Origin of the sequence: Flexivirga alba, assembly GCF_042661025.1 — a bacterium.
In the GTDB taxonomy this organism is placed as follows: Bacteria; Actinomycetota; Actinomycetes; order Actinomycetales; family Dermatophilaceae; genus Flexivirga; species Flexivirga alba.
In genome coordinates this window covers 3,138,622-3,160,169 of the sequence record NZ_JBHSWH010000001.1, presented here as the reverse complement: position 1 = coordinate 3,160,169, position 21,548 = coordinate 3,138,622, and the positions used below count along the sequence as shown (strand labels likewise).

Below are 21,548 nucleotides of genomic sequence, written 5' to 3'. Positions count from 1 at the left end.
ATCCTAAAGCTTTAGTATGTGCGTATGCACGCAGATACGCATCCACCAGTGTGGGCTGACGACGTGGTGAACCTCGCGGTCGAGGTTCTGCGGGTCCTGGCCGATCCGACCCGTTTGCAGGTGGCCGGGCTGCTGCTGGATGAGGAGGAGTCGGTATCCGATCTGGCCGCCACGCTCGGCAAGCCCGGTCCGTCTGTTTCTCAGCACCTGGCGAAGATGCGGATGGCCCGATTGGTCACCACTCGCAAGCAGGGCACTTCGGTGCTGTACCGGGTGGAGAACGGGCACGTCCGGCAGCTGGTGATCGACACCATCGGTCACGTCGAGCACCTGCTGGACGACATCCCGGCCCACCACCGCATCGCCGGCGGCGCGTCATGACCCACCCCCACGACCACGAACGCCACCATGACCATGCCCACGATGATGGGCACGACCACAGCCACTCGGGTGGCCGGTGGGCTCGCTTCCGGCATACTGTCTCCGACCTGACCGGCGGGCATTCCCATGACACCGCCGACCAGGTCGATGAGGCGTTGGAAGCGGACGCCCGCGGCCGTCGGGCATTGTGGATCAGCCTGGTCGCGTTGGCGGCCACCGCCATCCTGCAAGCCGTTGTGGTGGTCTTCACCGGATCCATCGCCTTGCTGGGCGACACCCTGCACAACGTGGCCGACGCCGCGACCGCGATCCCGCTGCTGATCGCGTTCTGGCTGGCCAAACGCCCCGCGAACGACCGCTACACCTACGGGTACGGGCGCGCCGAAGACCTCGCCGGGCTGTTCGTCGTCGCGATGATCACCCTGTCCAGTGTGCTGGCCGGCTGGGAAGCCATCAGCCGGCTGCTGAATCCGCACGACGTGTCCCACCTGTGGGCCGTCGCGGCCGCCGGTGTCATCGGTTTCGCAGGCAATGAATTAGTCGCCCGGTACCGCATCCGCGTCGGCCGCCAGATCGGGTCCGCCGCCCTGGTGGCCGACGGGTTGCATGCCCGCACCGACGGGTTCACCTCCCTGGCAGTCGTTGTCGGCGCGGCCGGCGTTGCGGCCGGGCTGCCCTGGGCCGACCCGGTCATCGGGCTAGTGATCGCGATGGCGATCCTGGGTGTGCTGCGCTCGGCCGTCAAGCAGGTCGGCGCCCGCCTGATGGATGCCGTCGACCCCGACCTGGTCGCCCACGCACGCGAAGTCATCCTCGACACCCAAGGCGTCATCGGGGTCCGGTCGGTCCGGTTGCGGTGGATCGGTCACACCCTGCACGCCGAAGCCGACGTCACCATCGCCGACGACATCTTTGCCGAAACCGCACACGACACCGCGCACCGCGTCGAACGACGGCTCACCACCCAGATCCCCCGGCTCACCGCCGCGCTGATCCATGTCAGCCCGCTGCGAGCACACGCAACGGTGAACTGAACCGAACCGCAGCAGGCGCTATCATCGGAAGATGGCGATGTTTATGAAGGCAGTCGCGGCCACCCCCGCAGCTGGTGACGAGGTCGAGGCATTGACAGCCGCGGCGTGCATGTTCAAAAGCTTGGGTGACCCGACCCGATTGGCGATCGTGCAGCACTTGGCACTTGGAGAGCACCGAGTGGTGGACATGACCGCGCACCTGGGGTTGGCGCAGTCGACGGTCTCGGCGCACCTTGCCTGCCTGAAGGACTGTGATCTCGTCGCGTCCCGGCCCGTGGGCCGAGCCTCGATGTTCTCCTTGAAACATCCTGAGTTACTGGACCTGCTCCGACAGGCCGAGGTGCTGCTGGGAGTGACCCGGGACGCGGTGACGCTGTGCCCGACCTTTGGCGCGGCCGCAGCGGAGCTGCGGTGACGGTGTCAGCCGCGGTGGCTCCCGAGTCAGACCGGGCGCGGCTCGGTCGGCGGGCTCAACTGCTGGCGGCGGCCACCGTCGGATACAACCTGGTCGAAGCGGTGGTGGCTGTGTCCGCAGGCCGGGTCGCGGGATCGTCGGCCCTGGTCGGGTTCGGCCTGGACTCGGTGGTCGAGGTGTCCTCAGGGCTGATCATCTTGTGGCAGTTCCGCCACCACCTCCCCGAGTCCCGGGAAGCGCAGGCGCTGCGACTGATGGCCTGCGCGTTCTTCGCCCTGGCCGCCTACGTAACCGTCGACGCGGTCCGCACACTCGCCGGATCCGGTGCCCCGCACACCTCCACGGTCGGGGTGGTCCTGGCTGCCCTTTCCCTGGTCGTGATGCCGTTCCTGTCCTGGGCGCAGCGAAGGACCGGGCGGGCGCTGGGCTCCGGGTCGGTAGTCGCGGATTCCAAGCAAACCTTGCTGTGCACCTACCTGTCGGCGGTGCTGCTGGCGGGGTTGTTGCTGAACGCCGGGCTGGGCTGGTGGTGGGCCGACCCTGTCGTGGGGTTGATCATCGCCGCCGCCGCCGTCCGCGAGGGCGTGCAGGCCTGGCGCGGCGAGTCCTGCGGTTGTGTGGCGCCAACCGAGCAGACTGACAACGCAGACGCTACCGCGTGCGAGTGCGCGCCCGGGTGCGCCGACTGGTGCTGCCAGCCCAAGCCTGCTGTCACGGACGTGTCCGTCGGGAGACGGACCGCGTGAGTACACCACCTGCGGACAAAGGAAGGTGCGCCGGCGTCCCGTCCGACGACACGGCTGGGCACGCCGCATCTGCGGTCACCGGACCGCCCGGACACGGCCACGACGGGGGGCACGGTGACGGTCACGCACACGGGGTCGCCGCGGACGCTGACCGGCGGTACCTGCGTGGCGCGCTCATCCTGTTGGCCCTGTTCATGGTCGGCGAGGTCATCGTCGCGTTCGTGTCCGGGTCGCTGGCGCTGTTGTCCGATGCTGGGCACATGCTGTCCGACGTCGGTGCCATCGCCGCCGCGCTGTGGGCGATGCGACTGGCCGCCCGCCCCGCGAAGGGGGCGTGGACGTTCGGGTGGAAACGCGCCGAGATCCTGTCCGCGGCCGGCAACGGGATCACCTTGCTGGTGGTCTCCGGAGTGGTCGGCGTCGAGGCGATCCGACGCCTGATCACCCCGCCCACTGTCGAGGGTGGACCGGTCCTGGTCGTCGCCCTGGTCGGGGTCGCGGTCAACATCGGCGCCGCGTGGTTGCTGGCCCGGGCGAACCGGACCAGCCTGAACGTCGAGGGCGCCTACCAGCACATCCTGACCGACCTGTACGGCTTCATCGGCACCGTGATCGCCGGGATCATTATCCTGATCACCGGGTGGGCCCGCGCCGACGCCGTCGCGTCCCTGGTTGTGGTCGCGCTGATGTTGCACGCCGCCTGGGGGCTGCTGCGCGACTCGGGGAGGGTGCTGCTGGAAGCCGCCCCGGAAGGGATCGACCTGAACGACATCCGCACCCACCTGCTCGGAGTCGACCACGTCGTCGACGTGCACGACCTGCACGTGTGGACCGTGACCACCGACCTGCCCGCCCTGTCCGCGCACCTGGTTGCCGAGGACTCCTGCTTCACCGACGGACACACCCGGCAACTACTGGACCAGGTCCAAGCCTGCCTCGGTGGCCACTTCGACCTTGAGCACTCCACCTTCCAGCTCGAACCAGCCACCCATGCCACGCACGAGCACGGCCTCCACTGATCAAACGACAGCACGAACGGAAAGCATGATCATTGACGACGCCGGCAGCTCGATCGGCACACCGCTGCACCCGCGAACGGGCGCGGAGACGCAGTCGGTCACGACCTCGGTTCGTTGGCGGGCGCTGCTTCTGGGATGCGTCACGGCAGCTGTTCTGTCGGCTCTGTTAGCAGGCGTCATAGGTTATCGCCTCGGCCACGCCGTGCCCGACGGCAACAGCGCCGAGGCAGGCTTTGCCCGCGACATGCAGGTCCACCACTCCCAGGCCGTCCAGATGGCCTTCATCATCCGGGACAAGAGCAAGAATCCAACGATCAGGACGATCGCCTACGACGTCATCAGCACCCAGCAACAACAGGCCGGCCAAATGTTCGGATGGCTCGAGCTATGGCGGTTACCTCAGGCGGCAACACAGCCACCGATGTCCTGGATGCCGACGACTCACGTCCGTCAGACAGCGACACATCGGGGTCCAAGGATGCCGGGGATGGCGTCGGAGTCGCAGCTCAGCCAGTTGCGGTCTCTCGTCGGCGCGGCCGCGGACCGACGCTTCCTGACACTCATGATCGCCCACCACCGTGGTGGAGTCACGATGGCCGAGGCCATCCAGCCCCTTACCCATAACGCCGCCGTAGACTCTCTCGCTGCCGCGATCGAGACGTCGCAACGGGCCGAGATTGCTCAGATGTCCCGTCTGCGCGCGACGCTGTGACGAAGCCAGTGCTCGGCTGAGGGACACTGCTAGGCCAGCGCGACGGGCCGCAAGTCAATGCGCGAGCCGTCCTCGTGCCCAACCGGTCCGAGGCGTCATTTCACCGGCGACCCGGTGCCGCCGGTGCAGGGAGCGCCAGGCTCGGGGGTCTGGGGACCCTGCTTGTATTTGGACACGAACGCCTGCAGCCGCTTATCGGTCGCGGTCGGCAGCCGCAGTTGAACACCCCACGCAGACGCGACCACTGGTGCGGGTAGGCCTGGGTACGGCGAAAGTGTCAGGTACGTCTGCCCACCGACCAGTTCCCGCAACGCCTTGACCTGCGCGGCGGGCAGCGATGGTTGATAAGTGATCCAGACGGCTCCGTGCTCAAGATCGTGGACGGCGTTCTCGTTTCGCACCGGCGCAGAGTAGATGCCGCAGTTCAACCAAGTGGGGTCGTGGTCGCCTCCGACCGGGGGCGTCTGCGGGTATCGCACCGTGGTGGTGACATGGCCGGGTCGGGATACCGGGTAGGTCTTGACTGCCCCCAGTGATACCTGCGCGGGCCGGTTGGCGAGCACGGCCCACGAAGCCCCGCCGCCCACGACGACGAGCGCGGCGACGACCGCTGCGACCCACATCATTGTGCGTCGGCGGGACTGGGTGCTCTGTTGCCGCCGCAGCTGGTCCAGGCGAACTTGTCGGGCACTCAGGTCCGGTTTTGATTTCCGTGGTGTCATCGCCTCGGGTCTCTCGTGTGATCGTCGGTTGGTGCGGTGGGCGGCAGTTGGGTGCGGAGGCCGGTCACAACTGCGGGTTCGTGGCGCTTGATTCGCAGTCAGCCACCAGTGCGGGGCGCCGACTTGGCCGTTCCCGACCACGTCTTCCCCTGATCCTTGCTGGCGTAGATCACCGCGCGCTGGTCCCGCAGGACTCCAGCAAGCACCGTGCCGCCGGGGCCGAAGGTGACGGCGGAGGTTCCCGCTGGAACGCTGAACGGTTGCCAGGTGGCGCCGCCGTTGCGGCTGGTAGCGGCACCTGTCATGCCGACGACGACGAGTTGGCGGGTGTCAGCGGGGTTCCAGGCGGCCGCCAGGGCGCCGACCGGGCCGCCAGCGGGATGCCAGGTGCGGCCACCGTCGACGGTGCGCATCAGCCCGGTTGCCATGTCGGGTGCGAGGGCGCGGGAGGGGTTCTTCGGGTCGACCAGGATGGTGCCCATGAAGTCCTGCCCTTGACGCGCAGTGCGCAGATCCCAGGTGCGGCCGCCGTCTTCGGAGGCGAACAAGCCGGCTTGCGGGGACCCCAAATAGAGCATTGTTCCGGCGCCGCCGAGGGCGTGCACGTCGGAGACTGGCGCCGTGACCTTGGTGAATGTGGTTCCTTCATCCACCGAGCGGAACAGGCCCGGGTGACCACCGACAAGCAGGCTGCTCCCTGAGGAGGCCCAGCCCATAGCATCAGCGCCGGTCAGCGACGCAATCGGTCGCAGGTGCTGGCCCCCATCCGTTGAGGTGACCACGGCGTCATGACCTCCCACGTACAGGGTGTCGCCGTTGAAAAAGACCGTGTGCAGGTCTCCGCCGATCTGTGTGCCCGCCTGGCTGTCAGCCGCCGACCGAGACCTCGACGCTGCGAAAGTCAGGGCTGTTACCCCGGTGACAATCGCGAGTACCACACCGATCGCCAGCCACATCCAGCGGCGGGTCCGGCCGCCGGTCGTGGCCGCCAAGGTCGTCGGGATGGTTCGCTTGAGATGAGGCACGCGCACACTCTACTAGGCTGATTAGGAAGTGCTTGGCGGGTCGGCGCTCTTGCCTAAGCCGCTTAGGATGTGCACACGAAGTCTACGACTGGAGAAGGAGTCCTGCAGATGCCGCGCTTTGGCGACCTGGAGGCCGCGATCATGGACCAAGTGTGGGCGCTCGGCGACCCGGTCCGAGTCCGGGATGTGCTGGAGGAACTCCAGCGCAGCCCGGTGCCGGCATACACCACGGTGCAGACGGTGATGGACATCCTCTTTCGCAAGGGATGGCTGACCCGACGCAAGCACGGGAGGGCCAACCTGTACGCCGCTGCGGCCAGCAGGAGGACTATGTCGCACAGCTGATGGGTGAAGCCCTCGCCGAGGCCAAGGACCGCTCGGCCGTACTGGTGCGGTTGGTAGAGGAAATGGACCCCGTCGAGTCCGCCGAACTTCGCACGCTGCTCGAGGCCGCCCGCTCCGACCGCTCGGGTCCTGATTCCGGGGGCGCACAATGACCACGGCGGTAGTTCTGTTGAGTTACGCCGCCATGGCCGCAATGGTCGGCCCTTGGATGCTCTTGACCGGCGGCTGGAGCGACCGGGCGCCGCGACTGGCAATTGTTGCGTGGCAATGCCTGACCGTGTCCGTCGTGGCAGCGGTTGCCCTCGCTGGCGTCGCCCTGCTGATTCCCACCGCCAGCGTCAGCGGAGGCCTCGCAGAGTTACTGCGCGCATGCGCGATGGCGCTGAGCGCCCAGTACTCGTCGCCCGGCGGGGCGGCAGCTGCCGCGACGGGGGCAATCCTGATGACAACCGTCCTAGGACGGCTGGCCTGGTGCCTCACCGTCGTGCTGGCGGACGCGCGCCGCCGCAGGTCCCGCCATCGAACCGCCCTGGACCTGGTCGGTACGACGGTTCCCGGCCTGGGTGCCGTAGTGCTGAGCGCCGACCAGCCAGCGGTGTACTGCCTGCCCGGGCGCCATCGGCGGATCGTCGTCACCTCGGGCGCATTGCAGCTCCTGACCGAGGAACAACTCACGCTGGTGCTTCGCCATGAGCAAGCCCACGCACGGCAGCGGCACGATCTGGTTCTCGCGTGGTCACAGACAGCCGCAAAGGCGTTCCCTCGGGTGCCACTGTTTGCGACCGCCCGTGCCGAGAGCGCGCGGTTGGTTGAACTGCTAGCCGACGACGTGGCTATCGGCCACGACGGGAACCGTCTCGCCCTCGCTGACGCCCTCTTGACACTGAGCAGCGCGTCCGCGCCAGTTGCGGCACTGGCTGCGGGCGGCTCGACCGCCGGGGCGAGGGTCCGTCGCCTCATCAACCCGCACAGACCGCTAGGCCGCGTCAGCACGGCTCTGGTCGCATCGGCGGCCATAGGGATGCTGCTATTGCCGGTAGCGGTGGCGGTAGGTCCGGCAGCGTCGGCGACCCAGATGGACTACTGCCCAACTGGCACGCCCGTAGCTGCCGCCTCGATGCCCAGCGCGGCCGGATGAGGGCCTCGTGCCGCTGGCTGCGGGCGTCGCCCCGATTACTACTAATCTCCTTAGTTGTTTCGTGTATGGTTCTTGCGTAACGACTCATGGAGAGGCTCAGCGATGAATTGGTTGTACGCCCTACCAGTCCTGGCATGTCCCGTTGGGATGGGGCTGATGATGTGGCTGATGATGCGCCCGGGACGGTCCCAGAGCCCCAGTGCCGACCCAGTGTCAGGCAATGAGATCGAGCAGCTGCGCGCCGAGGTCAGCCGGTTGCGGCAATCCCAATTCGGCGGTTACCCACCGCATGGCGATGGTGTCCTGCTGGACAAGCGCTAGACGCCCTCCAACAACCTGGTCCGCAGCCCGAGCCGAGCAAACACGTGGATCCACGGCGCGCCCCGGCTTCCGAGCGCCCGGTGCCCTCGGTGATATCAGCACACACCCCAGACTGGAGCGATCCCGGATGCCCGACAGCCCACCTGCCCCACCGTCCATGCCTGCCCGCTGGCGACGGCACCGACGGCTCGTGCGGCTCGGCCAGGCGCTGATGCTCATCGGCCTCGTCATCGCGGCCGTGCACGCGGTGATGCACATGGGCGGCAACCCCTCCGGTTGGACCGACCTGACCGTCGGCTACCCCACCGCCGCCGTCGTTGCGTTCGCAGGGGCCATCCTGGCCGGCCGGGCGGAGCCGAAGGCATGAACCGATGAGCGCGCCATCCCTCAACCCGGCGCTGGGCATCGGCTACCGGCCCGTGCCGGGAGTTTTGGGGATCTCCCCGCACGGACTTCTCGCGGCGGTGGGCATCTTCGTCGGGTACTGGGTCCTGCGGCGGCTGACGCGCCGGAACGACCTGCCATGGGATGTGCTAGAGCGGGCGATCCTGTGGGCGATACCCGCGGGAATCGTGGGAGCCCGTGTTGACTTCGTGCTGTCTCACCCCGGCCAGTTCGACTCCGTCGGCAGCGTGCTACAGATCTGGAACGGCGGCTTGGCCCTGTTTGGCGGGCTGATCGTCGCGATCACGGTGGCCCTCTTGGTGCTACACCACAACCACCTGCCGCTACGTCTCGTGCTGGATCTTGCCGCCCCGGCAATCGCGCTGGCCATCGGCATCGGTCGCGTTGGCGACCTGCTGCTCACCGATCACCTGGGCAAACCAACCACCTCGGCGTTCGCGCTGGCATACCGGGTGCCGTTCGGCGCCGACCTGGCACCCGGGTTCGGCCCCAGCCCCGCGCGCCCCCCAGGCGTTGGGGAATCCTGCGCCGACGTCGGACGGTTTTTCGCCGGGTGCAGCTACCACCTGACACCGGCATATGACCTTGTCGGTGCCCTGATCCTCGCCGCCTTCCTCTGGTGGCTGTTGGTGCGGCGCCCGCACCCGGAAGGCGCCGTGTTCGCCCTGTTCGTCATCGGGTACGCCACCCAACGGCTCATGATCGACGCCACCCGCGCCGTCGACGAGCGGCCACTGTGGGGTATGACCGGCACGCAACTGGCCGCGTTCGTGCTCGCGTTGGCCGGCGTGGCCTGCATCGGCTGGCTGTACACCCGGGACCGGTCGTTGCGCTGCGCACCCCGGCGCCTGACGTGAATCGGCCCGCTGTGCGCCGGCGCCACATGCTGCTGGCCGTGCTGGGCCTTGCCGGAACCGGTGCGCTGGCCGGCTGCGGCACCACCAACCCGGACTCGGTCGCGGCGCAAGCGCAGGGCGGCGACCAGAAGGGGTACGTCGCCGGCGACGGAACCGTCGCCCAGATCGCACAGGCTGACCGAGGCAAGCCGCTCCAGCTGTCCGGGGCGACCATCGACGGGGCCACCTGGTCGCTGGCCGGCCGCACCGGAGGCGTCGTGGTCAACGTGTGGGGCTCCTGGTGCCCACCGTGCATCCAGGAGACGCCGGACTTGAAGAAGGCCTACACCCGTCTGCGGGCCGCCCGACCGGGAGTCGCGTTCGTCGGCGTGGATATCAAGGAATCGGCGGCGTCGGCGCAGTCCTTCGTCGTGAAGAACCGTATCCCCTACCCGTCACTTGCCTACGAGGGCGGCAAGTCACTGCTGGCATTGCACGGGATGGCCCCGGCGACCCCGACCACCCTGGTGCTGGACCAGCAGGGCCGGATCGCCGCCCGGGTGCTGGGCCCGGTTGACGCGACGACCTTGGTCGGGCTCGTGCAGGACGTCATCCCCAGCACACCGGCCGCAGGTACCCGGTGATCCAGCAGCTGGCCGCGGGACCATTCGCGCTGGCGCTGGCGGTGGCGGTGCTGGCCGGGCTGGTCTCGTTCGCCTCCCCGTGCGTGCTGCCACTTGTGCCCGGGTTCCTCGGCTACATCACCGGGCTGTCCGACGTCGCGCTGGAACACCGCCGCCGATCCCCGATGCTCCTGGGCGCGGTGTTGTTCGTGGCCGGCTTCTCCAGCGTGTACCTACTGACGGCCGTTGCGGTCTCCGCCCTGAGCCTGCGACTGCAGGTCCACCAGCCGCTGCTGCTGCGGATCGGCGGCGCACTGGTCCTCGTGATGGCCGTCCTGTTCCTTGGAGTCGGCAGCCGGTTCGCCCGGGCACCGTCCTGGCGACCCGCGGCCGGGTTGGCCGGAGCCCCGCTGCTGGGGGCGGTCTTCGGACTCGGCTGGAGCCCGTGCCAGGGACCGGCGCTGGCCGCGATCCTCGCGATGGCCGCGCCGCTATCGGCGCAGGCCCACACCGTGACCCGCGGCGCCGCCCTTGCCGCCGCGTACTGCGCCGGCCTCGGGGTCCCCTTCATCGTGATGGCCGGCGCCTACCAGCGCGCCGGACGCGTGAGCGGCTGGCTACGCGTGCACCATCGGCCGATCCAGGTCACCGGCGGCCTGGCCCTGGCCCTGGTCGGGACCCTGATGGTGACCGGCGTCTGGGAAGTCGCGATCACCTGGCTCCAGTCCCGGCTGGTGTCCCAATTCCAGACGGTGCTGTAGATCATGGCCACCGCACCCGCCCGCGCGAAGCCACGCGCCGGTGACGTACGCCAGCCCCGACTCGGACCGCTCGGGTGGGGCAGGTGGGTATGGCGCAACCTGACCAGCATGCGCACCGCGCTGTTCCTCCTGCTGCTGCTGGCCGTCGCAGCGGTCCCCGGATCGGTGTTTCCACAGCGCAACATCGACGCCGGGAAAGTCACCCGGTACCTGGCCGCGCACCGAGGCAGCGGGCCATGGATGGACCGGCTCGGCTTCTTCGACGTGTACGCCTCCCCGTGGTTCTCCGCGGTCTACCTGCTGCTGTTCATCTCACTGATCGGCTGCATCCTGCCCCGCACCCGAGTCCACCTGCGCGCGCTGACGTCCCGGCCACCGAAGCCACCGCGCCGACTGGACCGCCTTCCCGCACACACCCACATCGTCACCGCCGTGTCAGCAGAGCAGGCGTTGGGGGCGGCCCGCCAGGCGTTGCGCGGCCGGCCCGGCCGACTCGGGAAGAGCCGCGGCAGGTTCCGCGTTCACGGCCACGACCGGGCAACCCTGTCCGCTGAGAGCGGCTACCTGCGCGAGACCGGCAATCTGGCGTTCCACATCGGCCTGTGCCTGGTCATCGTCGGGGTGGCCATCGGTCACCTGTGGAGCTGGCGCGCCGATGTCATCGTTCCCGAAGGCAGCGGCTTCTCCACCGCACTGGGCTCCCTGGACACGTTCAGCGCCGGGCCACTGGTCAACCCGGCGGACCTGCCCTCGTTCAACCTGAACGTCACCAAGATGAACGTCACCTTCGAAGACAAGGTCGGCGGCAGCCAGTTCGGCAAGCCGCGCAAGTTTTTGGCCGACGCCACCGTGGACACCGGCACCGGCGGGCCACACCCGGCGCAGATCGCGGTCAACAGCCCGTTGCGGATCGGCGACGCGGAAGTGTTCCTGTTGGGCAACGGGTACGCACCCGTCCTCACCGTCCGCGACGCCAAGGGCGCGGTCGTCTACCAGGACGCCACCCCGTTCCTGCCGCAGGACGGTAACTACCTGTCCACCGGCGTCGTCAAAGTAACCACCGCCGCACCCCAGGAGCTGGGGCTGGACGGGTTGTTCCTGCCCACCGCCGACCAGAACTTCACTCGTGGACCCACCTCCCTGTTCCCCGGGTTGCGCAACCCGGTCCTGGTGGCATCGGTGTGGACCGGGAACCTGTTCCCCGGCAACGCACCACAGTCCGTGTACACGCTGGACACCAGCCAGATGAAACGGCTGACCAAACCTGGTGGGGCTCCGCTGCTGATTCGCCTGGCACCCGGGCAGACCGTCCAGCTGCCCGACGGGCGCGGCTCGATCAGCTTCGACCGGACGGTTCGCTGGGCCGGCCTGTCGGTGCGGCACACCCCCGGCAAGACCCTCACGCTGCTGGCCGCACTGGCCGCGGCCGCCGGACTGATCACCTCCCTGCTGGTCAAGCGGCGCCGCGTCTTCATCCGCGTCACACCCGACCCGAGCGCCGGGGACCAGCCCGGCGCCGTGGTGACCATCGGGGCATTGGCCAAAGGCACCGACCCCACCCTCACCGCCGTGGTGCACGAGCTCGCCGACCACATCGCACGCCTGACCAGTCAGGCGCCCCCCGACAGGAGACTGTAATGATCCATCCCGCGCTTGCCCCGTACGCCAACCTGGCCGTCTACACCGCCATGGGCCTGTTCACCGTCACACTGATCTGCTTCGCGCTCTACATGGCCGCCCGCACCCGGCCCCTGGGAGCCGCGATCGTGGCTGAGGCCCGCACGCCGGTCAGTGTGTCCGGAAGCCATCACCTGGCTGCCGCCGATGGTCACTTCGAGACCCCCGAGCAGTCGCCGCTGGCAGCCGCAGCATCCGACCCCCGCGACTCCAGGCACGCCCGGCAAATCGCGGCCGTCGCGGTCAACCTCACGTACCTGGGCGCCGCCTGCCTCCTGGCAGCGGTCGTGCTGCGCGGCATCACCGTGATGCGACCGCCCAACGGCAACATGTACGAATTCACCATCGCCGCCAGCGCGGCAGCCGCCACCGTCTACGCGGCCCTGGCCAGACGCCGACACTGGGAATGGCTTGGGGCATTCGTCACCGGATTGATCCTGGCCGCGCTGATGGCCGCCGTGCTGCTGTTCTACACCGGCGCCGCCCAACTCTTGCCGGCGCTGCAAAGCTACTGGCTCGGCATTCACGTCACCATCGCCATCTGCGCCGTCGGATTCTTCACCATCGCGTTCCCGCTCAGCCTGCTGCAACTGGCCCAGCGCCGCCGCCACACCCACCCCACTATGGCTGGACACCGGCTGCTCGCCGTCGTACCGGATGCCGAGACTCTGGAGCGCGCCGCCTACGGCATGAACATCGTTGGCTTCATCCTGTGGACCTTCACCCTCATCACCGGAGCCATCTGGGCGCAGGAAGCCTGGGGCGCCTACTGGCAGTGGGACCCCAAAGAGGTCTGGACCTTCATCGTCTGGATCGTGTTCGCCGCACACCTGCACGGCCGCGCCACCGCCGGCTGGCAATCCAAGCGCGCCACCTACATCGCTCTAGCTGGATACCTGGCCGTGGTGGCCAACTTCACCCTGGTCAATCTGTCGTCCACCTTCGCCGGCATGCACAACTACTCCGGCATGTAACGAAAAGCCCAATGACCTACCGAACACACCTGGCCGCGAAATTGATCAACCTGTCGTACGCCGCACCCTGGCGGGTCAGTGCCGCTGCATCAGTAGATCCGCGCGCCCCTGCTGCCGGAACTCCAGGACCACCATCGCGGCGATCGCGATGGCGTAGGCGACACGTCGACGTCTCGGGGTCCAGGCGCAACGAACTGCGATCCAGCGGTGTGTCGCCAGACCGACCAGGAACCGCGCCAGAGCCAACGCCGCCGTTACCGTGGCCAGGATCCCTAGCGGGTTATACCGCCACGCCGCCTGCAGATGACCTTGAGCTGTCAGTCGCGCTGCCCGGGTCCCGCCGCACAGCGGATCCATAATGCCCGCGTCGTGGAACGGACTGTGAATGTCGACCGGCGGCAGGCCGAAGACAGCCATCATTACTGCGACGACCAGCCCGGCGACACCCGTGATGCTGAGTAACAGCATCTGGTCGGACCGGTCGATCCTCATCGAGACGGCGGGCACTCCCTCAGGAGCACCAGATTTGAGCACCACGCCTCCCAACGGTAAAGCATCCGACTCGGTTTCTTCGTCGCCGACGCTACCGATCATCACGATCACGTGGCCGCAGGCGTGATAGCCCGTAGAACGGTCCCGATGTCGTCCAAGAAATGGCTGAGCCGACGCGGTCACGCACGCCGACTCTCGCATCCGGTGGAGCGCCAAGGCGCTGCCGTGCGGCCAGTCAATGCTCGGTACCCTTTTCCCGTGCGGCTACGCAGCCCACGTCCATCAGCTGAGGTAGAAATCGTTGAAAAGCTACGCAGGGCGACACCGCGCGCACTCCTCGGTGGGTCGTCACCGCGCACGCACCACGCTCGCTCGTCACAAGGTCGCCATACCGGTGGTTGCCGCGGCCACCGCGTCCGCGGTCGCCGCCGGGGTCGCGGCCAGTGCGTCGCCGCTGGGCCTGATTGGTCAGAGCGGGGGTCGCCCGGCAGCTGTCGCGACTCAACGACAGTCGGTCGATTCCGCAGCAACGCGAGAGGGCATGTCGGCCGCTGATCGGCGCGCGTCGACGACGGCCCCGATGACAGCGGCGGCACGAGACCGGGCCGCGTCCCGGGATCAGACTCGGACCACGCCCAGCAGCACGAACGCGCCGCGTCCTTCCGCCGCCAGGCCAACGCCCGCTCCTGAGACGGCAACCAAGCAACCCGCAGAACACCCCACGACAAGCCGCAGCACCGGCCGCCCTCACCCCGAATGGGTGTGCGCGATCGCCGGATGCGGCGGAACATTCACCTCCGGGTTCGGCTCCCGGGTCTCACCCGGTGGTATCGGTTCGACGTATCACCAAGGTGACGACTTCGCCGCACCCATCGGTACGCCGGTGCGAGCACTCCACGACGGCGTGGTGGCTGCCGCCGGATGGAACGGCGGGGAGGGCCTGCGGGTGGCGATCGATGTGGGTAACGGCGTCGGCGCCGTCTATGCACACCTGTCCCGGCAACTGGTCGCACCCGGCGCCCGGGTGTCCGCAGGCCAAGTCGTTGCCTACTCGGGCAACAGTGGGAACTCCACCGGACCGCACCTTCATCTGGAGATCCACATCGGCGGCGCGGCGATTGATCCGTTGCCCTGGCTGCGTACGCGCGGCATCTTCTAGCACGGAGCTGACCCGGCGCACGGTCGCGCTCGATGAGTCCGCGCGGGGACGAACCACGGTCGCCGGTGGACGCATCCGGTGGTGACCACAGACATGGTCAGCGTTGCAGGGCCGTGACTCGGTGCGCGACAGCGGCACGAAAGTGCGGACACGTCACGATGTTCTCGTGGTTGCATTCCAGAGCGCACTCGATCAGGGCGAGGCAGGCCTGGGCTGCTGCGATGCGGTTTTGTAGTTCAGCACGATGCGCATGAAGGACGGAGGTCCGCTGCTGTGACGATCCGGTAGTCATCGCTCGGATCTCCGATAGCCCCAGCCCGGCCTCCTTGGCCAGCAATATCGTTGCCACCCGATACACATCATCGGGCCGATAGCGGCGGTGGCCAGCGGCAGACCGCCGTGGCGACAGCAGATCCTCGGACTCCCAATGACGTAGAACATGCGTAGCGACATCGGACAGGGAAGCCAGCTCGCCTATGGTCCAACCGGCAGCCGTTGACTTCATGTCGACATTAAGAATGATCCTCATCGTCATGTCAACGAGACCATCACCAACGGCAGCCCAGCGACACACGACAACGTCGATGATCCGCATGCTCGACCTTGCGGACGAGGTGCCCGAAGCCATCCGCATCCGACACTTCACCTACGAACTCCTGGCCCTCGATCACCGCACCCGAGTCATCGACGTGGGCTGCGGCACCGGCCTGGCGGCTGCCGAGATGTCCCGCATAGCTTCCGGAACCATTGCGCTGGATCCCGACCACTTGATGGTGCAGACCGCTTCATCGCGGTGGCCGGAGTTGGACGTACGCCGAGGAGTAGCAGAGCACCTACCGTTATCCGGGGGCTCGGTGACGGCGTACCGGGCCGACAAGGTTTTCCACCTGCTGGCCGACCCTGGACGAGCGGTGTCCGAGGCGCATCGCGTCCTTGCCCCTGGAGGCAGAATCGTATTGGTCGGTCAGGACTGGGATGGCGTCATGATCGATGCGGACGATGCCGGCCTGTCACGAGCGATCGTCCAGGCGCGAGCGGACTCCATTCCGAGCCTTCGCCCGGCCCGTCAATACCGGAGTCTGTTGCTTGATGGCGGTTTCGCTGAGGTGGCTGTCCAGGGCTTCCTCGGCGCGTTGATCCACCCCTCGATGGTCGACATAGCCATCGGCTTCGCCCAAGCCGCTGCTTCGACGGGAGCTGTAACGGCCAGCGAGGCGCTCGACTTCATTCGCGATCAACAGCAGCGTGCTGCACAGGACCGGTTCTCGGTGGGCCTGCCCGTGTGGGTCGCTGCGGCGACGCGATGAGGTGACCTCGGGCAACCCCGGTCACCTGCGATCAGGCGGACGCGTGTGCGTGAGGACGAGATCAATGACGCGGCCGACGGGGCAGGGTGAAGGTGAAGCGTGCGCCGGTGCCGGGACCGTCGCTGTCGGCGGTGAGCGTTCCATGGTGGGCTCGGGCAATGGCGCGAGAGATGGTGAGCCCGATGCCGCTGCCGGTGCTGTCACGGTCGCGCGCAAGACTCCCGCGGTAGAAGCGTTCGAAGATGTGCGGTAACTGGTCGGCGGGGATGCCGTCGCCGGTGTCGATCACGGAAATTCGTATTGACACCGTGTCGATGGTGGTCTGGACGGTCACGTCGCCACCGGGTGGAGTATGGCGCAACGCGTTGATGAGCACATTGGTCAGTGCCTGGGCGAACCGCTGGAAGTCAACGAGAACCTCGGCGTCAGCGCCATCTCTGATGGCATTGAGCAGCTGGACACCCTTGCCGGCGTACCGAGGGCTCAAGCTCTCGACCGCCGCCTGGACGACCACTTGAACGGGAGTGCACTCGAGGACCAGACCGAGTTCGCCTTCTTCGGCACGTGATACGTCATTGAGATCCTCGGCGAGTCGGTGCAGCCGGGTGATCTGGTCCCGGAAGACCCGTGCCGGCTCCGGGCCCCACCCGGTGACGCCGTCGTCGAGACCGTCGAGGTATGCCTCCAGCGTGGCGATCGGGGTGCGCAGCTCGTGGGCGAGATCGGCCAGGAGTCGGTGCCTGGTGGACTCTGTGTGTTGCAGGCGCTCGGCGACCTGATTGAACGTCCCTGTCAGGGATGCCAGCTCCGGACCCGCGGCCGCCGGCGCCGCCCGGGCGCTGTAGTCCCCGTGGGAAATGCGTTCGGCGACAGCCGCTAGTTGCACCACCGGGCGAGTCAGCCGGCGGGACAGATACCAGGTGACGGCGATAGCGGCGATCAGCGCGATGAGGACGGCCATGCCGAGCGCAATCGTGTTGGCACTGGTGTAAGCGCGCTCGATGTGCCTCAACTCGGGGGTGTTCGGCCTCTCCCCCGCCATCAGCAGATGATGATGGAACAATGGTGGCCCCACGATCGCGGCGACCCCGGCGGCCGTGATCGCGCCGCAGGTGACGACCAGCCCCTGTGCGAGCAGGAGCCGAGTGGCGATGCCCGGACCACTACCGCGCGTAGCTGGCTGCTTCATCGCGTGACCATCCGATAGCCGACACCGCGCACAGTGTCGATATACCGGGGCTCGACGGGATCGTCACCCAGCTTGTTGCGCAGATGCGCGATGTGGACATCGACCACATGCTCGTCGCCAACCCAGGCCGGGTCCCACACCTCATCAATGATTTGGCGACGCGCGAATGCCAGCGCAGGTGAGGCGGTCAGCAGCGCCAGGATGTCGAACTCGGTGCGGGTCAGCACGACAGGCTCGCCGGACAGGGTGACACGCCGGCCGGCCGGGTCAACCGCCAGGGATCCAAAGACTCGCAGCTGCGCAACGGACGGGGCCTGGTGCCGGGGCCGGCGTAAGAGGGCTTGAACGCGTGCAACGAGTTCTCGGGGGCGAAACGGCTTGGTGAGGTAGTCATCGGCGCCGACGGACAAGCCGACGATCGTGTCGACTTCTTCGGCGCGGGCGGTGAGCATCAGGATGTAGCAGTCGGTGAAAGTTCTCAGCCGCCGACACACCTCGACGCCATCCAGACCGGGCAACCCCAGGTCCAGGACGATGACATCCGGCTGTAGGCCGTGGGCGGCGTCGATCGCATCCGGTCCGGTGTGCACCAACGGCGCGGCATACCCGCCGCGTTCCAGGTAGGAGCCCACCATGGCGGCCAGGTCCTTCTCATCCTCGACGACCAGGACCGTTCGGACAGCTTCGACCATGCACCCATCATCGCCGCTGGCTCCGCAACCGCCGCCACCGGACGTCGGCTGCTGGCAGTTTCTTGATCGTTTCTTCAGGGTCCAACCGGTGTGATCGCAACATCGCGGGTACATCGTGGACGTCATGATGTGGTGGTGGCGCGACACCGGCATGACCGGCTGGGCCTGGGCGTTGCTGCTGACCTGTGTGCTGGCGCTCTGGGCGTTGGTGGCCTACGCGGCGGCCTGCCTGATACAGGCCACGCCCAACGGCAAGATGGCGCCAACTCGATCGAGGCATGACGACTGCCGTTCCGGGCGGGATCTCGCCAACCGCCCGGAAACGGGACGGCCGACGACCACAACATCGACCACGGCGAGACCGCAGTGATGACGATCGTTCGACGTGCCCCTTGACGCGTGCAGCATCTTGCGGGCGTGCGCCATACCGAGCCGGTTCCGCCAGCCAACCAATAGAAGTTCTTGAAGGAGAAATTCGTTGTTCCCTACCCGCCGTGCCCGTGTCCTGCTGTCCCTTGCTGCCGCCGCCAGCCTGACGGTGGTGGCTGGCTGCTCCTCGAACTCGTCGTCCCCCGCTGCCTCAGGGGGTCATCACGCCCCCAGTACCGCGATGGACGGTATGTCGATGGGCTCATCCTCCATGCCGACCAGCGCGTCCTCGATGGCGATGGACCACGGTGACGGCGGTCCCGTCCCGGCGGGGATGAAGCCGGCATCCGACCCCAAGTACCCAGTCGGCAGCAAAGTGATCCTGACCGCTGACCACATGGAAGGCATGGACGGTGCGCGCGCCTCTGTCGTTGGTGCCTACTCCACGTTCACCTACGCGGTGAACTACACCCCGACCACCGGCGGGTCGATGGTCAAAGACCACAAATGGGTGGTCCAGCAAGAACTCCAGGACGCCGGCCGCAAACGCCTCGCCAACGGTACGAAGGTGGTCCTCACCACCGACCACATGTCCGGGATGAAGGGCGCGCACGGCACCATCGCCAGCTCCACCGATCAGACCGTCTACGTCGTGGACTACACCGCCGGCGGCATGACGATGAAGAACCACAAGTGGGTAGTCGAGGATGAGATGAAGCCGGCCAAGTGACCCGAGGATCCCTCCAGCGTCACGAATTGCAGCCAGCAGGCGGGCTTCAAGCGATGGCTCAGCCTTGCCGCTGGAGTCTCACTCGCAGAAGGTTGAGCACCCCGGCGCAAATACCCCCTAGGGGTATCTTTAGGATGGAGTCATGAGCGCCACAGCGAAATCACTGCAGTTGTCCCGCCGCGGCCTGTTCGGCGTCAGCCTGGCGGCCGGCGCCAGCATTCTGTCCGGATGCAGCGCGTCCGGGTCGGGTTCTCCCCCACAGGACCCAGCTGGCTCGACCTCGTCGGGCGCGCGGGTCTCGCCCACTGGCGGTGCGGTTCAGCGGGCCGAGGATGCCCGGCCCGGAGGCGGGCGGACCGTGCGAGCCTCGCTGACCTCGGCCCCGATGCGGGCGAGCATCAACGGGCAGCAGGTCAGCACCTGGGGCTACGGTGACCGACTGCCCGGGCCGGTGCTGCGATCCCGCGTCGGAGACACCCTCTCGGTCGCCCAGCGCAACCGACTGGACCAAGCCACGACGACGCACTTTCACGGGCTGGCGTTGCGCAACGACGCGGACGGCGTGCCCGGGCTGACCCAGTCGGCGATCAAGCCGGGCGGGACATTCACGGCCAAGTTCAAGACCGCGCACCCGGGCACGTACTGGTATCACTCGCATGTGGAACTGCAGCGAGATCGGGGCCTGTATGGCGCACTGATTATCGAGGACCCGCACGAGCCGCTGTCCTACGACCAGGAGTGGATCCTAATCGTGGATGACTGGCTGGATGGGATCAAGGGACGCACCCCGGCCAAGCAGGCTGCGCAACTGGCCAAGGGGATGGCGATGGACCACGACATGTCGGGCATGTCTGGAATGCCGATGCCCAGCATGTCGGGTATGTCCGGGAAGGGCGGCGGTGGCACGACCAGCTCGTTCCTCGGCGGCGATGCCGGCGACGTCACCTACCCGGTGCATCTGATCAACGGGCGCGACCCGATGCGCCCGGACACATTGAAGGCCAAGCCCGGGCAGCGCATCCGGTTGCGAGTGATCAACGCCGGCGGCGACACCGCCTACCGGGTCGGCCTGCCCGGGGTGCCGATGACACTGACGCACACCGACGGCTTCCCAGTCAAGCACCAGCGCGTGGACGCGATCGTGCTGGGGATGGGCGAACGGGTCGACGCACTGATCACGGTGCCCGACCACCCGGTACCGTTCGTGGCGCTGGCCGAAGGCAAGGCCGGCCGCACCTTCGCAGTGCTCGAGTCCGGGAACGGGGCTCGCCCGACAATGTCGAGCGTGCCGAAGACGTTGACCGGCAAGGTCATCCAGTCCGGCTCGGCGACTGCTGACCCGTCCGTGCAGCTTGCCGACCGCCCGGTCGACCAGGTCCACACGCTCGCGTTGACCGGCGGGATGGCCAAGTACGACTGGGGCATCAACGGCCGGCAATTCGACGAGGCCAACCCGTTTGCCACCGCCTACGACATCCGAGCGGGGCAACGGGTGCGGATCGACTACGCGAACCACACGATGATGTGGCATCCGATGCACCTGCACGGGCACACCTTCCAGGTCGGGGCGACGGGTCCGCGCAAGGACACGGTCATCGTCAAGCCGATGCAGACGGTGTCGGTGTTCTTCGACGCCGACAACCCCGGTCAGTGGCTGACCCACTGCCACAACGCGTACCACGCGAACCGCGGGATGATGGCGGTGCTCAGTTACGTGAAGTAGCCCGGTCGAGGGGCCGGTCATACTGGAACTCGTGCAGCCGATATGCCGCGGCCCCACGATCGCCATCGCGACCGTTGTTGCACTCCTGCTCGCCGCCTGTACAGCCAGCGGCTCGGCCGACACGCCCTCGGCGCACGACCCCTCCCGATCCGAGTCGAACGGTGCATGCACGGACACGACAGTTCGAAAGCTGGTAATCGGGTTCATGCGGGCATTCAACGCCGGTGACCAACCGACCTTGCAGCGGATCTGGGCGGGGCAGGGAAACGGCTTCGACTGGTACAGCACCGACGGTCCGGGACAACGGATCGGCTCCGTCGCTCAGGACAGGGCCGGACTCGAGCGATATTTCGCTGGCCGCCACGAGGCCGGGGAACGGCTCCGGCTGACTTCGTTCCAGTTCAACGGCAACACCGCCGGCTACGGCAACTTCCAATACACGCTGATTCGCCGAGCCGACGACCTAGCGCCGACCAAATACACGGGCAAGGGCGCCGCGATCTGCACATCGACGAGATCGATGCTGGGCGTCTGGTCGATGGCCAAGACACCGACACCGAGAGCCAAAGCCGAGACCCACGCGGCCGCCGCCCTTTCCTGGCAGCGGCCGCGGTCCAGCCGTCAGGCGGCGGGGTTCGTGTGCGCCTCTCATTGGCCCCGGCCGGCCAGCGGCGCGAACCGCGGCATGATGGCCGTGGTCAGCTACGTGAAGTAGCCCGCCGAGAGCGCAGATGCGCCGGATTGCCGGCGAGC

General features: G+C 67.6%; 28 protein-coding genes. 22 read left to right on the top strand and 6 right to left on the bottom strand.

What is annotated here, in order from left to right; genetic code table 11:
• Window positions 1-24 precede the first annotated feature (24 nt).
• The 6 genes from ACFQDH_RS15510 to ACFQDH_RS15485 are packed head-to-tail and all read left to right on the top strand — an operon-like array spanning window position 25 to window position 4,307.
• Window positions 25-381: an ArsR/SmtB family transcription factor gene (locus ACFQDH_RS15510; RefSeq protein ID WP_382403316.1), complete on the top strand. Its 357-nt coding sequence runs from the start codon at window positions 25-27 to the stop codon at window positions 379-381.
• The gene (locus ACFQDH_RS15505; protein WP_382403314.1) at window positions 378-1,415 is read left to right on the top strand and encodes a cation diffusion facilitator family transporter; all 1,038 of its coding nucleotides are present in this window, start codon (window positions 378-380) and stop codon (window positions 1,413-1,415) included. Before ACFQDH_RS15510 ends, ACFQDH_RS15505 begins: the two co-directional genes overlap by 4 nt.
• 37 nt (window positions 1,416-1,452) lie before the next feature.
• Window positions 1,453-1,830, top strand: coding sequence for an ArsR/SmtB family transcription factor (locus tag ACFQDH_RS15500; RefSeq protein ID WP_382404877.1), 378 nt, complete (start codon window positions 1,453-1,455; stop codon window positions 1,828-1,830).
• Window positions 1,827-2,576: a cation efflux transmembrane domain-containing protein gene (locus tag ACFQDH_RS15495; RefSeq protein WP_382403313.1), complete on the top strand. Its 750-nt coding sequence runs from the start codon at window positions 1,827-1,829 to the stop codon at window positions 2,574-2,576. The genes ACFQDH_RS15500 and ACFQDH_RS15495 overlap by 4 nt, the downstream gene beginning before the upstream one ends.
• Window positions 2,573-3,595 (top strand): cation diffusion facilitator family transporter, encoded by a 1,023-nt coding sequence (locus ACFQDH_RS15490; protein WP_382403311.1) that lies wholly within the window; start codon window positions 2,573-2,575, stop codon window positions 3,593-3,595. The genes ACFQDH_RS15495 and ACFQDH_RS15490 overlap by 4 nt, the downstream gene beginning before the upstream one ends.
• Before the next feature lie 25 nt (window positions 3,596-3,620).
• The gene (locus ACFQDH_RS15485; RefSeq protein WP_382403309.1) at window positions 3,621-4,307 is read left to right on the top strand and encodes a DUF305 domain-containing protein; all 687 of its coding nucleotides are present in this window, start codon (window positions 3,621-3,623) and stop codon (window positions 4,305-4,307) included.
• Between the two features lie 95 nt (window positions 4,308-4,402).
• On the opposite strand, the gene ACFQDH_RS15480 is transcribed toward ACFQDH_RS15485, so the two are convergent.
• Together ACFQDH_RS15480 and ACFQDH_RS15475 are read right to left on the bottom strand one after the other, a co-directional pair.
• Window positions 4,403-4,933: a DUF3105 domain-containing protein gene (locus tag ACFQDH_RS15480; protein ID WP_382403307.1), complete on the bottom strand. Its 531-nt coding sequence runs from the start codon at window positions 4,931-4,933 to the stop codon at window positions 4,403-4,405.
• Between the two features lie 194 nt (window positions 4,934-5,127).
• On the bottom strand, window positions 5,128-6,054 hold the full coding sequence (locus tag ACFQDH_RS15475) for a beta propeller repeat protein (protein ID WP_382403304.1): 927 nt from the start codon (window positions 6,052-6,054) through the stop codon (window positions 5,128-5,130).
• A gap of 108 nt (window positions 6,055-6,162) precedes the next feature.
• On the opposite strand from ACFQDH_RS15475, the gene ACFQDH_RS15470 reads away from it, so the two are divergent.
• The 10 genes from ACFQDH_RS15470 (at window position 6,163) to ccsB (ending at window position 13,134) form a co-directional block, all read left to right on the top strand.
• Complete coding sequence (locus ACFQDH_RS15470; protein ID WP_382403299.1) at window positions 6,163-6,399, top strand: BlaI/MecI/CopY family transcriptional regulator; 237 nt, start codon at window positions 6,163-6,165, stop codon at window positions 6,397-6,399.
• Window positions 6,399-6,551, top strand: a complete 153-nt coding sequence (locus ACFQDH_RS15465) for a hypothetical protein (RefSeq protein ID WP_382403297.1) — start codon at window positions 6,399-6,401, stop codon at window positions 6,549-6,551. The genes ACFQDH_RS15470 and ACFQDH_RS15465 overlap by 1 nt, the downstream gene beginning before the upstream one ends.
• Window positions 6,548-7,537: a M56 family metallopeptidase gene (locus tag ACFQDH_RS15460; protein ID WP_382403296.1), complete on the top strand. Its 990-nt coding sequence runs from the start codon at window positions 6,548-6,550 to the stop codon at window positions 7,535-7,537. Before ACFQDH_RS15465 ends, ACFQDH_RS15460 begins: the two co-directional genes overlap by 4 nt.
• Before the next feature lie 168 nt (window positions 7,538-7,705).
• Window positions 7,706-7,858, top strand: coding sequence for a hypothetical protein (locus ACFQDH_RS15455; protein WP_382403295.1), 153 nt, complete (start codon window positions 7,706-7,708; stop codon window positions 7,856-7,858).
• A 127-nt stretch (window positions 7,859-7,985) separates the two neighbouring features.
• Window positions 7,986-8,225 (top strand): hypothetical protein, encoded by a 240-nt coding sequence (locus tag ACFQDH_RS15450; RefSeq protein WP_382403294.1) that lies wholly within the window; start codon window positions 7,986-7,988, stop codon window positions 8,223-8,225.
• A 4-nt stretch (window positions 8,226-8,229) separates the two neighbouring features.
• Complete coding sequence (locus tag ACFQDH_RS15445) at window positions 8,230-9,120, top strand: prolipoprotein diacylglyceryl transferase (RefSeq protein WP_382403293.1); 891 nt, start codon at window positions 8,230-8,232, stop codon at window positions 9,118-9,120.
• Window positions 9,117-9,743 (top strand): TlpA family protein disulfide reductase, encoded by a 627-nt coding sequence (locus ACFQDH_RS15440; protein ID WP_265446234.1) that lies wholly within the window; start codon window positions 9,117-9,119, stop codon window positions 9,741-9,743. The genes ACFQDH_RS15445 and ACFQDH_RS15440 overlap by 4 nt, the downstream gene beginning before the upstream one ends.
• Complete coding sequence (locus ACFQDH_RS15435; protein WP_382403291.1) at window positions 9,740-10,483, top strand: cytochrome c biogenesis CcdA family protein; 744 nt, start codon at window positions 9,740-9,742, stop codon at window positions 10,481-10,483. The genes ACFQDH_RS15440 and ACFQDH_RS15435 overlap by 4 nt, the downstream gene beginning before the upstream one ends.
• A gap of 3 nt (window positions 10,484-10,486) precedes the next feature.
• The gene (gene resB / locus ACFQDH_RS15430) at window positions 10,487-12,121 is read left to right on the top strand and encodes a cytochrome c biogenesis protein ResB (RefSeq protein ID WP_382403290.1); all 1,635 of its coding nucleotides are present in this window, start codon (window positions 10,487-10,489) and stop codon (window positions 12,119-12,121) included.
• Complete coding sequence (gene ccsB / locus ACFQDH_RS15425; protein ID WP_382403289.1) at window positions 12,121-13,134, top strand: c-type cytochrome biogenesis protein CcsB; 1,014 nt, start codon at window positions 12,121-12,123, stop codon at window positions 13,132-13,134. The genes resB and ccsB overlap by 1 nt, the downstream gene beginning before the upstream one ends.
• 75 nt (window positions 13,135-13,209) lie before the next feature.
• On the opposite strand, the gene ACFQDH_RS15420 is transcribed toward ccsB, so the two are convergent.
• On the bottom strand, window positions 13,210-13,809 hold the full coding sequence (locus tag ACFQDH_RS15420; RefSeq protein WP_382403287.1) for a DUF2752 domain-containing protein: 600 nt from the start codon (window positions 13,807-13,809) through the stop codon (window positions 13,210-13,212).
• A 118-nt stretch (window positions 13,810-13,927) separates the two neighbouring features.
• Between ACFQDH_RS15420 and ACFQDH_RS15415 the strand changes: the two genes are divergently transcribed.
• Complete coding sequence (locus tag ACFQDH_RS15415) at window positions 13,928-14,785, top strand: M23 family metallopeptidase (RefSeq protein WP_382403286.1); 858 nt, start codon at window positions 13,928-13,930, stop codon at window positions 14,783-14,785.
• A 97-nt stretch (window positions 14,786-14,882) separates the two neighbouring features.
• Here ACFQDH_RS15415 and ACFQDH_RS15410 read toward each other — a convergent pair whose 3' ends face one another.
• The gene (locus ACFQDH_RS15410; protein WP_382403285.1) at window positions 14,883-15,380 is read right to left on the bottom strand and encodes a MerR family transcriptional regulator; all 498 of its coding nucleotides are present in this window, start codon (window positions 15,378-15,380) and stop codon (window positions 14,883-14,885) included.
• On the opposite strand from ACFQDH_RS15410, the gene ACFQDH_RS15405 reads away from it, so the two are divergent.
• Window positions 15,370-16,092: a methyltransferase domain-containing protein gene (locus tag ACFQDH_RS15405; protein WP_382403284.1), complete on the top strand. Its 723-nt coding sequence runs from the start codon at window positions 15,370-15,372 to the stop codon at window positions 16,090-16,092. The two genes, ACFQDH_RS15410 and ACFQDH_RS15405, sit on opposite strands and share 11 nt — an antisense overlap.
• Before the next feature lie 61 nt (window positions 16,093-16,153).
• Here ACFQDH_RS15405 and ACFQDH_RS15400 read toward each other — a convergent pair whose 3' ends face one another.
• Both ACFQDH_RS15400 and ACFQDH_RS15395 read right to left on the bottom strand, forming a co-directional pair.
• Window positions 16,154-17,281, bottom strand: coding sequence for a sensor histidine kinase (locus ACFQDH_RS15400; RefSeq protein WP_382403279.1), 1,128 nt, complete (start codon window positions 17,279-17,281; stop codon window positions 16,154-16,156).
• Window positions 17,278-17,973, bottom strand: coding sequence for a response regulator transcription factor (locus tag ACFQDH_RS15395; protein ID WP_382403278.1), 696 nt, complete (start codon window positions 17,971-17,973; stop codon window positions 17,278-17,280). Before ACFQDH_RS15395 ends, ACFQDH_RS15400 begins: the two co-directional genes overlap by 4 nt.
• A 124-nt stretch (window positions 17,974-18,097) precedes the next feature.
• Here ACFQDH_RS15395 and ACFQDH_RS15390 point away from each other — a divergent pair, with 124 nt between their 5' ends.
• The 4 genes from ACFQDH_RS15390 to ACFQDH_RS15375 all read left to right on the top strand — a co-directional run bounded on the left by ACFQDH_RS15390 (window position 18,098) and on the right by ACFQDH_RS15375 (window position 21,510).
• On the top strand, window positions 18,098-18,343 hold the full coding sequence (locus ACFQDH_RS15390) for a hypothetical protein (protein ID WP_382403277.1): 246 nt from the start codon (window positions 18,098-18,100) through the stop codon (window positions 18,341-18,343).
• Between the two features lie 108 nt (window positions 18,344-18,451).
• Window positions 18,452-19,072, top strand: coding sequence for a YdhK family protein (locus tag ACFQDH_RS15385; RefSeq protein ID WP_382403276.1), 621 nt, complete (start codon window positions 18,452-18,454; stop codon window positions 19,070-19,072).
• A gap of 142 nt (window positions 19,073-19,214) precedes the next feature.
• Window positions 19,215-20,795 (top strand): multicopper oxidase family protein, encoded by a 1,581-nt coding sequence (locus ACFQDH_RS15380; protein WP_382403273.1) that lies wholly within the window; start codon window positions 19,215-19,217, stop codon window positions 20,793-20,795.
• Window positions 20,796-21,000: 205 nt separating this feature from the next.
• The gene (locus ACFQDH_RS15375) at window positions 21,001-21,510 is read left to right on the top strand and encodes a hypothetical protein (RefSeq protein ID WP_382403272.1); all 510 of its coding nucleotides are present in this window, start codon (window positions 21,001-21,003) and stop codon (window positions 21,508-21,510) included.
• Window positions 21,511-21,548: the final 38 nt, after the last annotated feature.

Coding starts and splice junctions, on each gene's coding strand:
- ACFQDH_RS15450 (WP_382403294.1), top strand. CDS start 7,986: ATGCCCGACAGCCCACCTGCCCCACCGTCCATGCCTGCCCGCTGGCGA.
- ACFQDH_RS15470 (WP_382403299.1), top strand. CDS start 6,163: ATGCCGCGCTTTGGCGACCTGGAGGCCGCGATCATGGACCAAGTGTGG.
- ACFQDH_RS15500 (WP_382404877.1), top strand. CDS start 1,453: ATGTTTATGAAGGCAGTCGCGGCCACCCCCGCAGCTGGTGACGAGGTC.
- ACFQDH_RS15405 (WP_382403284.1), top strand. CDS start 15,370: ATGATCCGCATGCTCGACCTTGCGGACGAGGTGCCCGAAGCCATCCGC.
- ACFQDH_RS15510 (WP_382403316.1), top strand. CDS start 25: ATGCACGCAGATACGCATCCACCAGTGTGGGCTGACGACGTGGTGAAC.
- ACFQDH_RS15445 (WP_382403293.1), top strand. CDS start 8,230: ATGAGCGCGCCATCCCTCAACCCGGCGCTGGGCATCGGCTACCGGCCC.
- ccsB (WP_382403289.1), top strand. CDS start 12,121: ATGATCCATCCCGCGCTTGCCCCGTACGCCAACCTGGCCGTCTACACC.
- ACFQDH_RS15505 (WP_382403314.1), top strand. CDS start 378: ATGACCCACCCCCACGACCACGAACGCCACCATGACCATGCCCACGAT.
- ACFQDH_RS15485 (WP_382403309.1), top strand. CDS start 3,621: ATGATCATTGACGACGCCGGCAGCTCGATCGGCACACCGCTGCACCCG.
- ACFQDH_RS15480 (WP_382403307.1), bottom strand. CDS start 4,933: ATGATGTGGGTCGCAGCGGTCGTCGCCGCGCTCGTCGTCGTGGGCGGC.
- ACFQDH_RS15465 (WP_382403297.1), top strand. CDS start 6,399: ATGGGTGAAGCCCTCGCCGAGGCCAAGGACCGCTCGGCCGTACTGGTG.
- ACFQDH_RS15375 (WP_382403272.1), top strand. CDS start 21,001: ATGCGGGCATTCAACGCCGGTGACCAACCGACCTTGCAGCGGATCTGG.
- ACFQDH_RS15455 (WP_382403295.1), top strand. CDS start 7,706: ATGATGCGCCCGGGACGGTCCCAGAGCCCCAGTGCCGACCCAGTGTCA.
- ACFQDH_RS15380 (WP_382403273.1), top strand. CDS start 19,215: ATGAGCGCCACAGCGAAATCACTGCAGTTGTCCCGCCGCGGCCTGTTC.
- ACFQDH_RS15390 (WP_382403277.1), top strand. CDS start 18,098: ATGATGTGGTGGTGGCGCGACACCGGCATGACCGGCTGGGCCTGGGCG.
- ACFQDH_RS15460 (WP_382403296.1), top strand. CDS start 6,548: ATGACCACGGCGGTAGTTCTGTTGAGTTACGCCGCCATGGCCGCAATG.
- ACFQDH_RS15395 (WP_382403278.1), bottom strand. CDS start 17,973: ATGGTCGAAGCTGTCCGAACGGTCCTGGTCGTCGAGGATGAGAAGGAC.
- ACFQDH_RS15410 (WP_382403285.1), bottom strand. CDS start 15,380: ATGCGGATCATCGACGTTGTCGTGTGTCGCTGGGCTGCCGTTGGTGAT.
- resB (WP_382403290.1), top strand. CDS start 10,487: ATGGCCACCGCACCCGCCCGCGCGAAGCCACGCGCCGGTGACGTACGC.
- ACFQDH_RS15400 (WP_382403279.1), bottom strand. CDS start 17,281: ATGAAGCAGCCAGCTACGCGCGGTAGTGGTCCGGGCATCGCCACTCGG.